This is a genomic window from Kitasatospora sp. UYEF31 (assembly GCF_057291755.1).
Window position 1 is genome coordinate 1 of sequence record NZ_JBXAWK010000046.1, and the last position, 15,513, is coordinate 15,513.

Here is a 15,513-nt window from a genome sequence, read left to right on the forward strand (position 1 = left end):
TGAGACAGCGACTGGAGCCGCGGGTGGTAGAGCTCCGGAAACTGCGGGTGAGACAGCGACTGGAGCCGCGGGTGGTAGAGCTCCGGAAACTGCGGCTGGGGCAGTCCCTGAAGTCGCTTCCGCAACAGCTGTCGGACAGACCCGTCCCATTCTGCTCCGAACCGGCCCCGACCTGCGTGGAAAATGCGAAAACGTGGACGCGGAGACGCCCGGCGTAGTAGGAAGACTGCAGGTCGCAGTGACAGTCCAACCCCCGTCCGGTCAGCGGGCTGCCGCAGTCCGTCCCGGTGGGGGAGGTGGAGCGCGTGGCAGCACGGACGACACGGCGGAACGGGGGTGGACGACCCCCGAATCCGCGGATCCTCGAACGCGAGACCGAACTCGCCGTCGCCCGCGCCGCGGTGGCCGGGCTCGCCGCCGAAGCCAGGCCCAAACGCGGCAAGGCAGCCCCCGTCGGCACCCTCGACCGCTTCCTGCTGCTCGACGGCAACGCGGGGCTCGGCAAGACCACCCTGGTCGCGGAGATCGCCCAGCTCGGCGAGGACCACGGCCTGATCGTGCTGTCCGCAGTCGGCGGTGAACGCGAGCGTGAACGACACTTCCACGTCGTCCGGCAGCTCTTCCGGCCGCTCCTGCTCAGCTGCTCCGAAGCCGACCGCGCCGCACTGCTCGGCGCGTGGCGCGAAGTGGTGTCCCCCGCGGTCGGTCTGGCCCCCGCCCAGCAGGACACCCCGCCCGACCCGCACGGTGTCCACGACGGCCTGCACTGCCTGATAGACACTCTCACCGCCCAGCGCGGACCGACCGTCCTCCTGGTGGACGACGCGCACTGGGCCGACCGGGAGTCCCTGACCTGGCTGGAGAGCTTCACCCAGGCAGGCACCGGGAAACCGGTCCTGGTGGTGCTCGCCCGCCGGCCCGAGGAACCCGTACCTGACCGGTCCTTGCACGACCGCCTCGCACACACCGCGCACGGCCGCCGCCTCAACCTCGCGCCGCTGTCCGAGAGCGCGGTCACCCTGCTGGTCCGCGACCGCCTGGGCGCGGACGCCGAGCAGGTGTTCTGCACCCGCTTCCGCCAGGTCACCGACGGTGTCCCGTTCGTCGTCCGCGAGGTGATCGCGGCGGCCGGGCACGACGGCCTCCTGCCCACCGCCGACGGCGCGCTCGGCCTCAGCGCGCTGGCCTCCACCGTCATCGGACACGGCGTCGTGGACCGCCTCGGCCGCCTCGGCCGGGACGCCACCGCGCTGGCCCGTGCCGCAGCCGTCCTGGGCGCCGATGCGCGACCCGCCCACACCGCCGCCCTGGCAGGCCTCACTTCGGACGCCGCAGCAGCCGCCGAAGGGCTTCTGCGGGACGCCCGCATCCTCGCCCAGAAGACCGCTGAGCCGTCTGGCGAGCTGGAGTTCCAGCACCCCACCGTGGCCACCGCCGTCTACCAGGGCACCGCGCCCGAACTCCGCAACGCCCTGCACCTCGAAGCGGCCCACCACCTCATCGAACGCGACGTGGACCTCGCCGCGGCAGCCGGGCACCTCCAGCCCGTCCGCCCCTGCTCCGACCCGTGGGTGGTCGCCCTGCTGCGCCGCGCCGCCGACCAGGCACTGCGCGCCGGAGCCCCCGAGGCCGCCCGCCGCCACCTCGAACGGGCCCTGCGGGAACCACCCGAGCAGCCGCAGCGCGCGGTGATCCTCTTCGAACTGGGGCTGGCCGCCTTCGTCGACGATCCGCGTACGGCCATCAAACACCTGAGCGCCGCGCGGGAACTGTGCGACGGCGGCGGCGTCGACGACAAGGCCCTGCGCGAAGCGATAGTCATCCGGCTGGCCAAATCCCTGGCCCACGACGACCGGGTCGCCGACGCCGTGCACCTCCTGGAGAAGGAAGCCGAGGCCACCGCGGTCTCCCGGGCCCGCCTGCGGCTCCAGGCCGAGCACTTCATGTGGGCGCTGTTCTGGTACGACGACACGGCCACCGCCGAACGCTCCCGCAGGCTGCGCAACCTGGTCTCCCGGCTCAACGGCACCGACCGCACCGAACGCGCCCTGATGGGCATGCGGGCCTGGTACGGCATCCTCCGCGGCGACCCCGCGGTGCACGTCCTGGACTACGCCAAGCGGGCCGTCGTCGACCCGATCTCCTGGACCGACAGCGACTGGACCTTCGAGATCCCCGTCCTGACGGCCCTCTCCTTTTCGTACGGCGACCAGCCCGAGAAGTCCGAAGAACTCTTCGAAGCGGGCATCAAGGACCTGGAGTCGCACGGCTGGCGTGGCACGCACCTGTCGCTCGGCTACTCCACCCGCGCCCAGATCCGCCTGCACCGCGGGCAACTGCCCGACGCGGAGGGCGACGGCCGGCTCGCCCTGACCCTCGCCGACCGGCTCGGCCCCATGGCCCCGGCCCGGTGCTACGCGGTCAGCATCCTGCTGCGCGTCCTCATCGCCCGCGGCAAGCTCACCGAAGCAGACAAACTCGCCACACTGTACGACTTCCACGCGCCCTTCCCACAGGTGCTGGTGTTCCCCATCCCGCAGGCGGTGTGCGGCGAACTCCACCTCGCCCAGGGGCGCCTCCCCGAGGCGGTCGGCGAACTGACCGAGGTCGGCGCGCAGCTCGACGCCCGGCAGGAGGTCAACCCCGCGTGGTGCCAGTGGCGTTCACACCTCGCGCTGGCCATCGCCGACAGTGACCCCGATCAGGCCCGCCGCCTGGCCCGGAAGGCCGTCGACCACGCGTACCGCTTCGGGGCGCCCTCCGCCCTCGGCTTCACCCTGCGGGTGCTCGGCGTGCTGACCCCCGGCGCGGAAGGCATACGGCTGCTCGAGGAGGCCCTGATGTGGCTGGAGCCGTCCCCGGCCCGGCATGTGTACGCCGCCGTGCTGGTGGACTACGGCACGATGCTGCGCGAGGCGGGCCTGCTGCCAAAGGCGCGCAAGCGGCTGGCGCTCGCCGTCACCCTCGCTGCGGCGTGCGGCGCGGACGGACTCACCGAACGGGCCCGCCGGGAACTGGCGGCGGCGGGCGGGCCGCCGGCCTGAACCACAAATCCGAGCCGGCCTGAGCGGGGAGTCTAAACAGTCAGGTTCATCGCATGCGACGTCAGCATCACGAGCGCGTCGATCGCGCTGCGCCGGTCGCGGGCGTCGCAGTGCATCATCGGGATCGCCGGGTGCAGTGACAGGGCGTCACGCAGATCGTCCAGCGGATACTCGGGCGCGCCAGGGAAACGGTTCACCGCGACGATGAACGGGATCGCCGCCCGCTCGAAGTAGTCCACAGCGGCGAAACTGTCCTCCAGACGGCGGGTGTCCACCAGCACGACCGCCCCGACGGCACCCCGGACGAGGTCGTCCCACATGAACCAGAAACGGTGCTGTCCGGGCGTGCCGAACAGGTAGAGCACGAGGTTCGGGTCCAGCGTGATCCGGCCGAAGTCCATCGCCACCGTGGTGGTGGTCTTGTCCGGCAGTCCGGACAGATCGTCCAGGTCCTCGCTCATGACCGTCATCACGGACTCGGTCGTCAGCGGCCGGATCTCGGACACGGCGGCGACCATGGTGGTCTTGCCGACGCCGAAGCCGCCGGAGATCACGATCTTCGTAGAGGTGATGGGGGCGCGTCCTGCCGCGCGCAGCCCGGCGGGCGGGCGCAGCGCGGGGACGTCCTCGGGTGGTGCATGCGTGTGCTCAAAGCTTGCGGAGTCCACCGAGAACCTTCTCCAACGTTGCGCGGTCGGGCCGTTCGGCGCCGTCGTCGTCCTGGTAGACGCTGATGCGTCCCTGCTCGGCGAGATCACTCACCAACACCCGAACGACACCAAGCGGGACGTGCAGGAGCGCGGAGATCTCCGCGATGGAGCGTACGCCCTGAACGAGTTCGAGTATCAGCCGCACCTCCGGAACCTCCTGGTCACGCGGCCGGTCGAGCGCCGTGACCAGGGTTTCGACCTGGAGCAGGAAGTGTGTGCGGGTGCGTCCGCCGGTGAGTGTGTAGGCCCGTACCCGGCCCGAGCGGGAGGTCCCGCTCACGACGCCACGTCCGAACGCTCCTCGTGGAGCCGGGCGCGCAGTGCCGGGGTCAGGACGTGGCCGGCCCGGCGCACCAGCTGTGCCATCTGGTAGGCCACCACGCCCAGATCGGCCTGTGCGCCGGTGTGCACGCCCAGACAGGACCCGTCACTGATGGACATCGCCACGAGGTGACCGTGCGTCATGGCGATGATCTCCTGCCGGACCGGGCCGGTCTCCAGCAGGTCGGCCGCCCCGCGGCACAGCGCGATCATGCCGCTGACCACGGCGGCGAGGTCCCCGGCCCGGTCCGTGTCGGGGCCGGCCGAGGTGAGCATCAGCCCGTCGGACGAGACCAGCACGACCTGGCGGACGCCCGGCACCTCGTCGGCGAGCCGGGAGATCAGCCAGCGCAGATTGTGCGCGGCGTCGGACTGCTTGGTGTCGGACTGCTTGGTGTCGGACTGCTTGGTGTCGGACTGCTTGGTGTCGGACTGCTTGGTGTCGGCATGTGTGGTGCTGCTCTGGGTGTCGCTCATCGGGGCTCCCCGCCGGCTGGTTCGGTTTCGGGCACGACCACGGTTCCGGGTGGCGGTGTCCCGCGGCCGTTGGTGGCCACCGGCTCCGCTCCGTCGTGCCGTCCGGCGGCGAGACCGGCCTGGAAGCCGGACAGTCGCCGCCGCAGTTCCTCGGCGTCCACCGGTCCGGTGTTCTGCCCGGAGACTGCGACGGTACGCAGCGCGGAGGTGTCGACGCCGCGGAGCGGGGTGTCCCCGGCCAGGCGCTTGGGAAGTCCTTTGGCCGTACGGCCGACGGGGAGCGCGGGGGCGTCCATGCCGGGGGCGGGGAGGGCCTCCACGGCCTCAGCGGGCCCGTCGGGCACGTCCACTGCGGGGGGCTCGGCGGGGGGCGTCTCACGGGCGGACGCAGTGAGCGCGGGCCGCACCCGGCTCGACTCCTGGCCGGCCCCGCCCACGTACGCCTCGGGCACGGTCGTCCCGTCGAGCAGCGGTGCGGGCACCGAGACGACCGCGCTCATCCCGCCGGTCGCCCGGATGCGCAACTGGACCCGTACGCCATGACGTTCGGCGAGCCGTCCGACCACGAACACACCCAGGCCGCCGGCCGCCGTGGCGGCGTCTTCGGACTGCCGCCCGGCGATCTGCTCGTTGATCTCGACGAGCCGCTCCCCGGGGATGCCGATGCCGTCGTCGTCCACGCTCAGCACCACGCCGCCGCCTTCAAGGGCCCAGCAGGCCACCGCCACCCGGGACTCCGGCGGGGAGTAGGAGGTCGCGTTCTCCAGGAGTTCGGCGAGCAGGTGGCTGAGGTCGTCGGCGGCCTGTCCGGACACCCGGGCCGACGGCAGCGGGGCGATGTCCACCCGTTCGTACCGTTCGATCTCGGAGACCCCGGCGCGGATCACGTCGAGCAGCGCGACCGGCGGCCGGTGGTGCGCGTGCCTGTTGTCCGAGTCCGCGACGACCAGGAGGTTCTCACTGTGCCGCCGCATCCGGGTGGCCAGGTGGTCGAGGTGGAACAGATCGGCGAGCCGGGCCGAATCCTGTTCGCCGAGTTCGAGCTTCTCCAAGAGGGCAAGCTGGCGTTCGACCAGGGTGAGCGTACGCATCGACAGGTTGACCAGGCCCTCGTGCGAGCGGTCGCGCAGCAGTGCCTGCTGCCGGGTCAGGTTCTGCTGGACGGCGGCGAGTTCTTCGTGAGCGGTGGTGAGAGCCGTCAGTTCCTCAGCGATCCGGTCCCGGTCGGCGGCGGCCCGCGCCAGCGCGTCTATTCGGGCCTGCGTACGGCGGGTCCAGCACCCCACGCCCAGCACCGCGAGGGTCAGTGCGGGCACCAGCATGAGGGCCACCACCACCGCGTCAGTCGTCTCACCGCTGTGCCGCAGGAGTTGCACCGCCATCGTGACCCCGGCCAGCCCGAGCGTCGCCGCCGAACTGAGCAGCCCCACAGCGGCCGCTCCCGGGCCCACTTCCCCTCCTGTTCCAGGCGACGCTCCGGGCGGCGCTATGGACGTGCTTTCGTCATCGTTGCTCGCGTCTTGTCCCAGCCGCACCATGGCCATGGATCTTAACCGTGTGTGAGTTCGAGCGGGGGAAGGCGTGCGGCGACTTTCGGTCTTCTCTTTGGCCGACAACGGAACAGCGGGCCATGGGGTTGATCCCATGGCCCGCTGTTGTCAGCGATTGTGACGCTACGTTAGGTGTCGTGCGACAAGGGGCGTCGCGTGATATCTGATGGCGTGTGACATCGGTTGCCCTGTGACATCAGTCGCCCTGGGACATCCACATCCCCCTGAGACGTCAGACGTCGCGCGTCTTCAGCCGGAACCCGCCAGCCACCAGAGCGGCCAGCGCGTAGGCCGCGACGAGCAGCAGGGACGGCCACGGCTTGATTCCGTTGGCCGCGCCGTCGTCGAGGACCAGCAGGGTCAGCGTATTCATCGGGCTGTACTCGATGATCCCTCTGCCGAAGCCCTCGTTCACCGTGCTGAGGATGATCGGCCCGATGATCACCGGGAGCAGGATTATGCCGAGCGCCGCGCTGATCGCGCCGGCCGAGTGCCGGAGCAGGACGCCCAGGCCTAGGCCGAGCAGACCGATTGCGGAAAGGTAGAGCGGGCCGCCGATCAGCGACTTCACCAGTTCGGCGTTGTTCGGGTCCCTGCCGCCGGTGAGCATCGATCCGCCGAGCGCGTACGCGAGGACCGAGGCGATCAGGCCGATCACGAACATCAGCCCGGCGAACACCAACGCCTTGGCGGTCAGCACCGTCAAGCGGTTCGGGGCCGCGGTCAGGGTCGTGCGGATCATGCCGGTGGTGTACTCGGCGGAGATCGTCAGCACACCCAGGGTGGCTGCGGCGATCTGGGCCAGGAGCATCCCGAACAGGCTGATGCCGAGCCTGGACTCGCCATCGCCGATCCGGTTGGCCGTCGCACCGATGATCAGCGACAGGCCGACGATCAACAGGATCATCACCGCGAGGGTCCAGATAGTCGACCGTACGGTCCGGATCTTCGTCCATTCGGACAACAGGATCTGGCCGAAACCACCGCCGCCGTGCGGCGGAAGCTGGGTCGTGTAGCCGGGCTGGGCCTGGGGCGCCTGGAACTGCGGTGCCATGGCGATCGGCTGCATGGCCGGGGGAGTGGGCTGCGACATGTCACGCACCGCCCTTCGTGAAGTTGGTCGACTGCTGAGCGGGGACCGGCTGCGGCGCGGGCACATGCGGGTGCTGCGCACCCAAGGGGGCACCCTGTTGCGGCGGACCGCCCCACGGGGGCTGCCCGTTCGGCGGCCCCTGCGGCGGCGGCATGCCAGGGACACCGGCGCGGTACTCGACCGCGCCCTGCGTCATCCGCATGTACACCTCTTCAAGCGAGGCGAAGCGCGGCGACAGTTCGTGCAGCGGGATGTTGTGCTCAGCGGCCAGGTTCCCGATGGCGACCGGGTTGATCCCGGTCACCCGGAACGCGCCCGCAGGCTCCGGGCCGATCACGCCGCCCTTGGCCGTGAGCAGCGCCTGGAGCTTCTCCGCCTCGGGCGACTTCACGACGGTGTGCGCCGTGGAGTTGGTCTCGATGAAGCCTCGCATCGAGGTGTCGGCGATCAGCCGTCCCTGGCCGATGACGATCAGGTGCTCGGCGGTGACCTCCATCTCGCTCATCAGGTGCGAGGAGACGAAGATCGTACGGCCCTCTGAGGCCAAACGTTTCATCAGGTTGCGGATCCACAGGATGCCCTCGGGGTCGAGCCCGTTGATCGGCTCGTCGAACATGAGGACACCCGGGTCGCCGAGCAGCGCCGAGGCGATGCCGAGCCGCTGGCCCATGCCGAGGGAGAAGCCGTTGGCCCGCTTCTTCGCGACCTCGGTCAGGCCGACCAGGCCGAGCACCTCGTCCACCCGGTGCCTGGGGATGCCGTTGGACTGGGCCAGGCACAGGAGATGGTTGTGGGCGGTGCGTCCGCCGTGCATCGCCTTGGCGTCGAGCAGCGAGCCGACCTCGCGCAGCGGAGCTTTGATGCGGTCGTACGGACGGCCGTTGACCGTGACCGAACCGGCGGTTGGGGTGTCGAGACCCAGGATCATCCGCATGGTCGTGGACTTGCCGGCGCCGTTGGGCCCGAGGAAGCCGGTCACCGTCCCCGGCCGCACCTGGAAGGACAGTTGATCAACCGCCAGTTTCTGCCCGTAGCGTTTGGTCAGCCCTTGTGCTGCGATCATTCACCCTCACCAAGCTCGGAATCAGGCCTACCGCGCGAGTGCGACGACGACCGAAACAATCCACTTTATGGAAATCCGACGAGCGCGGATGCCATCCGGAGGCGGGACTTCCCTCCACTCCAGGGAGCGAATGCCACCGGGTTCTCCGACCTGAGGATGATCCGCGCACCCTGAGTGGTTCCGGTCCGGCACAGGACGCAACCCGACTGTGACCCCAGACACGTCGCGGCCCCATTCCGCGTACGGCGCGACATGGCTGGAAACCAACGTCGCCCGGGCTGACATCCGCCGGATACATCGCTCCGGTGTCCTGAACGAGCCGTTGTCCGTGCTGTCGACCGTTGCATCCGGACAGGAGGTCCCGCCGGAAAAGCTGCTCCACACACGGAGTCCGCCGACGCGGGGATTGCGGTTCGCCGCCGGTGTGGAGTTGGATCGCCACCTGTTACTACCGGGAGGTAGTTCTCCGGCTGCCTCCAACTCCCGGCGAAGGACTGAAGACGTGTCAGATTCCCCGACCACCACCGTCGACGAAAACCCCCAGGAGACTCCGCTGTGGCTCCAGGGCCGCGACGCCGTCGTCGCCGCCGCGGCCCCCGGCGACTGGCGGGAAGACGCCCCTGACTACCACCTGTCCCACACGGTGATGCCCGCGGAGCGGACCCACACGTTCGAGGCCGGCTCCCTGGAGTCAGTGGTCGAGAGCATCGTCCAGGTCTTCGAGATGGAGGTCTCGCACAAGAAGGACCCGGCGACCTGGGTCTCGATGGTGACCGAGAAGTTCCGGACGAACGTCAACGGCGGCCCGTGGGCCAACGCCCAGGACATCGTCGAGCAGGGCAGCTACAACATCCTGATCGGCGACAGCATCTTCTACCCCAAGGGCGAGGAGGACTTCGAGTCCTCGCACAAGGTCTTCCACACGTCGTTCCCCGAGGGTTTCTTCTGGGAGGTCCTCGAAGTCCTCTCGCCGCCGCCGGTCGTGGCCTTCAAATGGCGGCACTGGGGAACGTTCAGCGGTGAGTACAAGGGATTCAAGCCGAACGGCGAGCGGATCGAAATGTTCGGCATGAGCGTCGCCACGGTCAGCGACGACCTGCGGCTGATCGATGTCGAGCACTACTACGACCCGAACGCCTTCCTGGGCCGGCTGACCGGCGGCTGCCCGGTCGCACACACCGCCAAGTAGCCGGGCCTACCGGCAGGGGAGTGTCCGACGGGCCACCGGACACTCCCCCGCGGCGCGTGAGGTGGGCTCAACAGGCGTCAACCGGCGGCGTCACAGGGATTCCTGCCGGGGCTGCACCACGTCGCGGACGATGAGGAGCACGGCGGCGGCGATCGGGATGGCGAGCAACGCCCCCGTGACGCCGAGGAGTCCGCCGCCGAGCAACGCGGCGATCACGGTCATCGTCGGCGGTACGTCCACCGCGCGGCGCATCACCTTCGGGTAGATCAGGTAGTTCTCCACCTGCCGGTACACCATATAGAAGACGATGCAGACGAGTGCCTTCCCCGGGGAGTCGAAGAACGCCACCGCGGACACCACCGCGGGGAACGAAGGATCCCGCGTCCTGCCGGACGCGGGATCCTGTACCGAGCTGCCGATGGATTCATCCGAAAGAGTTTTCCGGACGGGTGATGACGTCACGTCAGCGGGTCCGGAAGCGCATCCCTACCCGCCGCAATCCTCAAAAACCTGTCAACAACGCGTGCGTCGCAACTGACTCTTCAGATGGTGCGTCACCTTCAACGACCCTGCTGGGCCGGAACCCCCAGGGGCTTGTCGTCGTCATCGTCGCCGACACTGACACCGACGGCGGCGACAGCCGCACCGGTGAGCGTCGCGAGCATCTCGCGGACGTTCGTGAGCTGGGCGTTGATGCTGTCCCGACGGTGGGTCAGGGCGGCGAGCTCACGCTCGGACTCGGAACGGATCCGGTCGGCCTTCGAACGGGCGTCGGCCACGATGTCGTCGGCCTGCCGCTGCGAGGTCTCGATCGTCTGGCGGGAGCGGCGCTCGGCGTCGGTGCGGAGCTTCTCGGCCTCAAGCCGCAGCTGCTCGGCCCGGTGCTCGACCTCGGACAGGCGCTTCTCGGCCTTCGCCTGACGGGCTGCCAGGTCACGTTCGGACTGCTCACGGCGCTTGGCGAGGTTCGTCTCGAAGTCCGCGGCGGCCTGGGCGGCCTTGGCGCGGGTCTCCTCGAAGAGGGCCTCGGCCTCCTCACGCTTGGTCGCGGCGTCCTTCGCGGCGTCGGCGCGCAGCTGCGTCGCGTCGGACTTCGCCTTGTCCAGCGTGCGGGCGGCGTCGTCCTCGGCCTTGGCCTTGCGCTCCTTGCTGTACTGCTCGGCTTCGGCGCGCACCTGGGAGGCGGCGGCCTCCGACAGCTCGCGGTGCTGGTCGGCGGCGCGGCGGGCCTCTTCGCGCAGGTCCTTGGCCTCCTCCTCGGCGAGACGGAGGATCTTCTCGACACGGGCACCGAGGCCGGCGTAGGAAGGCTCCGCATCGGCCAGCTGGGCCTGGGCGTTCTGCGTCTCGAGGTGCAGCTCCTCGATGCGTTTCTCCAGAGCTGAGATCCGCGCCAGCGCACTGTCCCGGTCCGAGACGAGCTTGGTGATGCGATCGTCGACCTGCGAACGCTCGTACCCTCGGCGGACGATGTCGAAGCCGTGCGGAGAGTTGGTGTCGCTCATGGGGTTCCTGTCGTATGACCGGTGCGTGGGAATGAGGTGCCTGAGTCTCATCCTGGCATGAAACAGACCGGCCAATGACCCTGGTCACAAAGAATGCGTGTCAGTCATCGCTCAATCGGGTGGAGATGTGCTACTGCCCTTGCCTTTGCCGGAGCCCGCGCCCGCTGAGGCCGGAGTGGCGAGGGCGTCGAGGACCCCCTGGACCCGTGCCATCTCGGCGGTGATGTCCTTGCGGCGCCGGGTGAGCTCGTCCAACTGCCGCTGGCCGTCGTTCCGCGACCGGTCGGCGTCCCTCTTGGCGTCCGAGCGCATCCGGTCGGCGTCCCGGCGGGCCTCCTCGATCACCCGGTCGGCGTCCGCGGCGGTCTTGCGCCGGATCGCCTGCGCCTCCCGCTGCGCGGCGGCCACCTGCTCGGCGACCTTGGCCCGCAGGTCGTCAGCACCTGACTGGGCGTCAGCCAGTCGTTTGTCCGCTTCGCCGAGCAGCATCTCGGCCTTCTTCACCGCGGCGAGCCGGACCTTGTCCGCCTCGGACGTGGCCTTGTCAGTGATCAGGTCGGCCTTCTCAGCCGCCGCCACCTTGAGCTTCTCCGCGTCCTGACGCGCCTCGGCCATCTGCTCGTCGGCCGCGGCCGCCAGATCGTCGATCCGCTTCCCGGAGAGCTTCAGCGACTCGGACGCCTGCCGGCGGGCCTTCTCCACGATCTCTTCGGCGTCCTTGTCGGCCCGGTCCCGGGCCTGCGACGCGTCCCGCCGGGCCTCGATCAGGATCGAGTCGGAGTCCTTGCGCGCCTTCTCTATGACCGAGGTGGCCTCAGCGCGCAGTCGCTCGTCCTCGGCCTGCGCCGCAGCGACAAGGCGGTCCGCCTCCGCGGCACCGGCCGCGATCTTGTCCTGGCCCGTGCGCTCGGCCTGCGCGACGATCTCCGTGGACCGCCCCTTGGCCTTGACCAGGAGATCCTCGGCCTCGTTCGCTGCCTTGTCGAGCCGGGCCGCGCCCTGCTCGCGCAGCTGGCGCGCCCGGGCCTCGGCCTCCGCGACGGCCGTCGCCGCCGCCTCGGTGGAGGTCGTCCGTACGTCTTCGGCCTTCTGCTCCGACTCGGAGGTCAACCGCTCGGCGTGCTTGCGCGCCGCGGTCACCGTCGCCTCGGCCTCGGCCCTGGCCCGCACCAGATGCGTCTCCGCCTCGTCACGGGCCCGCGTCAGCTCGCGCTCCGCCTCGGCCTGCAGCCGCTCGGCGTCCTCGCGGGCGGCGTCCTCCAGACCGACCACTGCGGCGCGGACGGCCTCGGCCTCATCCGTGCCCTCGGCGAGGAGGCGGACGGCCTCGACGCGCGCCTCGGCGAGCAGGCGCTCCGACTCCTCCAGCGCGTTGGTGAGCAGCCGGTCCGACTCCTCCTGGGCGGCGGTGAGCAGCCGCGCGGACTCTGCCCGCGCTTCGGTGAGCAGCCGATCGGACTCCTCCTGGGCGGCGGCGAGCTGCGTCTGGGCGTTCGCCACCAGCCCGCGCCCGGTGGAATCGGCCTTCTCCATCAGCTCCTTGGCCTTGACCTGCGTACGCTCGCGGAGGTCCGCGGCGTCCGACTGAGCCTCCTGGAACGTCTGCTTGGCCTGCTCGCGCAGTGTGCGCGCGGCCTGCTCGGCGTCCGCCCGGGTGCGCTGCGCTTCGGCGCGCACCGAATCGGCGTCCTGACGGGCCGCCGACAGCATCCCCTCGGCCTCGCTGCGGGCGTCGGCGAGCTGCTGCCCGGCCTGGGCCTGCGCCGTCGTCCGCGACTCCGCCGCGGCGGCCTGCGCTTCAGCGCGCAGCCGTTCGGCCTCACCGGTCGCCGACGTGAGCATTTCCTCCGCTTCGACCTGGGTCCGGTCCCGCAACCCGTCGGTCTCCGCGCGGACGCGCATCCGCAGTTCCGTGGTCTCGGCTTCGGCGTCGGACTGCAACTGCCCGACTTCGGAGCGCGTACGGGCGAGCAGCTCGGCCGTCTCCCGCTCGGTGGTGTTCCGCAGTTCGGTGGTCTCGGCTTCGGCGACCGCGCGCAACTGTGTCGCGTACTGCTCGGTGCCGGACCGCAGTTCGGTCGTCTCCGCCTCGGCGGCAGCGCGCAGCCGGGCTGCCTCCTGCTCGGTGGTGTTCCGCAGTTCGGTGGTTTCAGCCTCGGCGGCAGCGCGCAGCCGGGCTGCCTCCTGCTCGGTGGTGTTCCGCAGTTCGGTGGTTTCAGCCTCGGCGACCGCGCGCAGCTGGGCGACCTCCGCGGTCACGGTGGACCGCAGCTCCGACGTCTCGGCCGCCGCCTCGGCGCGGAGCCGCTCGGCCTCCGCCGCGGCTGTCGTCCGTACACGATCGGCTTCCGCGGTCGCCTCGGCCAGGTGCTGCTGTGCCGAACGACCGGCTTCCTGCAGCGTCTTGCCCGCGTCGTTGCGCGCCTGCTCCACCGACGTCTTGGCCTTCGCCTCGGCCTCGACGAGCATCCGGACGGCCTTCTCCCGCGAACCCAGGGTCTCCTTGCGGACCCGGGTCAGCTCGGTCTCCAGTTCCTCGCGCCGACGCTCCGCCTCCGCGTCCGCCTCCGCGCGGACCTGCGCGGCGTAACCGTCGGTCTCCTCACGCAACTGCGCGGTCTGCGCGGCGGCGTCGGCCAGCAACTGCTCGGCTTCGGCCCGCAGAGTCCTGGCGTGCTCGTCGGCGGCACCGCGCACCTGCGCGGCGCGCTGCTCGGCGTCCTCCCGGGCCTTGATCAACGTGCGCTCGGCCGACCGCTCGGCCTCGGAGCTCTGGGTCTGCGCGTTGGCCAGCAGTTCCTCAGCCTCGGCGTGCGAACGCCCAGCCGTCTCGGCGGCCTGCGCCCGCAGCGTCTCAGCCTCGGCCCGCGCCGCGGACAGGAGCTCCTCGGCCTGGGCCTCACGCTCGGCCCGCAGCTGGTCGGCCTCGGCCACCGCCGACGTGCGCAGCCGCTCCGCCTCCTGATGGGCGCTCTGCAGTGTCTCGGCGGCCTCGGCCTGCTGCCGCTGGGTCAGATCGCGCATCCGCGCGGTCTCGCCCACGGTCTTCTCACGGAGCTTGGCGGCCTCAGCGCGCGCCTCTTCAAGCGCCTGCGCGGACTCCTCGGCGGCCCGCGCCCGAACCTGCTCGGCGAACGCCGACGCCTCGCCGGTCAGCCGTTCGCCGGTCTCCCGGACCCGCGCCTCGGCGGCCTCGTTGTCGGCTTGCGCCCGCAGCCGCAGCGCGTCGGCCTCAGCCCGTGCCTCAGCCTGCACCCGGTCGGCCTCCGCACGGGCGGCTGCCAGCAGGTCGTCAGCCGTACGGGAAGACGCCTGGAGCCGTTGTGCGGCCTGTGTCTCACTCTCAGCGGCGGACTGCTGGGCCTGGGCGCCCCGCGCCTCGGCCTCAGCGGCGGCCTCCGCCTTCAACCGCACGGCCTCAGCGCGCGCGGCTTCGATCAGCTGGGCGCCCTCGGCGGACAAACCCTGGGTGCGTTCGGCCAGCTCGACCGACAGCCGACCGGCCTCGGTACGGGCCTCGCCCAGGACCCGGGCGGCCTCCGTCCGGGCCTGGACGACAAGCTCCTCGGCCTCACTGCGGGCCTGCGTACGGACCTGGTCCACCTGCTCGGCGTGCGACCTGGCCCGCGCTTCGGTCTGCGCCAGCAACTGCTGTGCCTGTGCCTCGGCCTGCTGGAGGACGTCCTGCGCCTGCGCGCGGGTGCCCTCGGTCAGACCCTGCGCCTGGGACTGCGCCTCCGCGGCGCGGGCGCGGGCCTGAGTTATCAGCCGCTCGGCCTCGGCCTGCGCGGCGACGACCATCTCCTGGCAGCGCTGCTCGTTCTCCACCCGCAGTTGCTCGGCCTGCGCGCGCACCTGCTCGGCCCAGCCGGTGCCCTCGCCGATCTGGGCCTCCGCGGCCTGCCGCGCCCGCGCCAGCTCGTCGTCGAGACGACGACGGCGCTCGGCCAGCTCGGCCTGCCACTCCGCGTCCATCCGGGCGGAACGGTCGGCGGCCTCCCGCAGGAGCCGTTGGGTCTCCGCCCGCGACTGTGCGACCTGGCGCTCGGCGTCCGCGCGGACGGCCTCGGCCTGCTGCTGCGCGCTGCGCAGCAGTTGCTCGGCCTGGCCGCCGATGCTGTCGAACCGCGGCACGGCCAGCTGGCGGCGCAGATCGTGCAGCTTCGCGCGGAGGACCTCGACCTGGTAGCCGAGGTCCTCCCCGTGCGTGATCGACTCGTCCCGCTCCGTCGAAAGCCGTTTGACCTCGGCGTCGAAGCGTTCGAGGTGCGCGTCAACCTCGTAGCGGTTGTAGCCCCGTTGTGTGGGGTCCACTGTCGGGTCCCACTCCATCCCCTGGCCGCAGTCCTTACCAGCGCGTAGCTGCCACAGTTCATCGAAACCGGCGGCACTGGACGTGCCGCCGTCTGTCGTGCGGTGCCTGGGAGGTCCTACCTGCCCGGCCGCCGTCGAAGCACCGCTCCGGCGGCAGCCGCGCGTGACCCCGCGGCGAACACCTGGAGGGCTTCCGCGTGCTCGCACGCGAAAACCCCGCCAGGAGGAATGGTGTCAGATCCATGGC

The 15,513-nt window shown here is 70.8% G+C and carries 11 protein-coding genes; 2 read left to right on the forward strand and 9 right to left on the reverse strand.

Going from position 1 to position 15,513, the window contains the following annotated elements:
* Window positions 1-305: 305 nt before the first annotated feature.
* Entirely contained in the window at window positions 306-3,044 is a 2,739-nt protein-coding gene (locus AC0Z36_RS21405) for an ATP-binding protein (RefSeq protein WP_485464602.1), read from the forward strand.
* A 32-nt stretch (window positions 3,045-3,076) separates the two neighbouring features.
* Here the strand turns inward: AC0Z36_RS21405 and AC0Z36_RS21410 are convergent, their stop codons facing one another.
* The 6 genes from AC0Z36_RS21410 to AC0Z36_RS21435 form a co-directional block, all read right to left on the reverse strand.
* Window positions 3,077-3,712 carry a GTP-binding protein gene (locus AC0Z36_RS21410; protein ID WP_485464603.1) on the reverse strand — a complete coding sequence of 212 codons (636 nt, stop codon included), beginning with the start codon at window positions 3,710-3,712 and terminating at the stop codon, window positions 3,077-3,079.
* On the reverse strand, window positions 3,693-4,034 hold the full coding sequence (locus AC0Z36_RS21415) for a DUF742 domain-containing protein (protein ID WP_485464604.1): 342 nt from the start codon (window positions 4,032-4,034) through the stop codon (window positions 3,693-3,695). Before AC0Z36_RS21415 ends, AC0Z36_RS21410 begins: the two co-directional genes overlap by 20 nt.
* On the reverse strand, window positions 4,031-4,552 hold the full coding sequence (locus tag AC0Z36_RS21420) for a roadblock/LC7 domain-containing protein (RefSeq protein ID WP_485464605.1): 522 nt from the start codon (window positions 4,550-4,552) through the stop codon (window positions 4,031-4,033). Before AC0Z36_RS21420 ends, AC0Z36_RS21415 begins: the two co-directional genes overlap by 4 nt.
* Window positions 4,549-5,982 (reverse strand): sensor histidine kinase, encoded by a 1,434-nt coding sequence (locus AC0Z36_RS21425; RefSeq protein ID WP_485464606.1) that lies wholly within the window; start codon window positions 5,980-5,982, stop codon window positions 4,549-4,551. Before AC0Z36_RS21425 ends, AC0Z36_RS21420 begins: the two co-directional genes overlap by 4 nt.
* A 352-nt stretch (window positions 5,983-6,334) precedes the next feature.
* Window positions 6,335-7,195: an ABC transporter permease gene (locus tag AC0Z36_RS21430; protein WP_485464607.1), complete on the reverse strand. Its 861-nt coding sequence runs from the start codon at window positions 7,193-7,195 to the stop codon at window positions 6,335-6,337.
* A 1-nt stretch (window position 7,196) separates the two neighbouring features.
* Window positions 7,197-8,258, reverse strand: coding sequence for an ABC transporter ATP-binding protein (locus AC0Z36_RS21435; RefSeq protein ID WP_485464608.1), 1,062 nt, complete (start codon window positions 8,256-8,258; stop codon window positions 7,197-7,199).
* Window positions 8,259-8,760: 502 nt separating this feature from the next.
* Here AC0Z36_RS21435 and AC0Z36_RS21440 point away from each other — a divergent pair.
* Window positions 8,761-9,447 carry an ester cyclase gene (locus AC0Z36_RS21440; RefSeq protein ID WP_485464609.1) on the forward strand — a complete coding sequence of 229 codons (687 nt, stop codon included), beginning with the start codon at window positions 8,761-8,763 and terminating at the stop codon, window positions 9,445-9,447.
* A gap of 90 nt (window positions 9,448-9,537) precedes the next feature.
* Here the strand turns inward: AC0Z36_RS21440 and AC0Z36_RS21445 are convergent, their stop codons facing one another.
* The 3 genes from AC0Z36_RS21445 to AC0Z36_RS21455 form a co-directional block, all read right to left on the reverse strand.
* On the reverse strand, window positions 9,538-9,795 hold the full coding sequence (locus tag AC0Z36_RS21445; protein WP_485464610.1) for an AI-2E family transporter: 258 nt from the start codon (window positions 9,793-9,795) through the stop codon (window positions 9,538-9,540).
* A gap of 212 nt (window positions 9,796-10,007) precedes the next feature.
* Window positions 10,008-10,952: a cellulose-binding protein gene (locus tag AC0Z36_RS21450; RefSeq protein WP_485464611.1), complete on the reverse strand. Its 945-nt coding sequence runs from the start codon at window positions 10,950-10,952 to the stop codon at window positions 10,008-10,010.
* Between the two features lie 111 nt (window positions 10,953-11,063).
* Complete coding sequence (locus AC0Z36_RS21455; RefSeq protein WP_485464612.1) at window positions 11,064-15,266, reverse strand: hypothetical protein; 4,203 nt, start codon at window positions 15,264-15,266, stop codon at window positions 11,064-11,066.
* Window positions 15,267-15,513 lie beyond the last annotated feature (247 nt).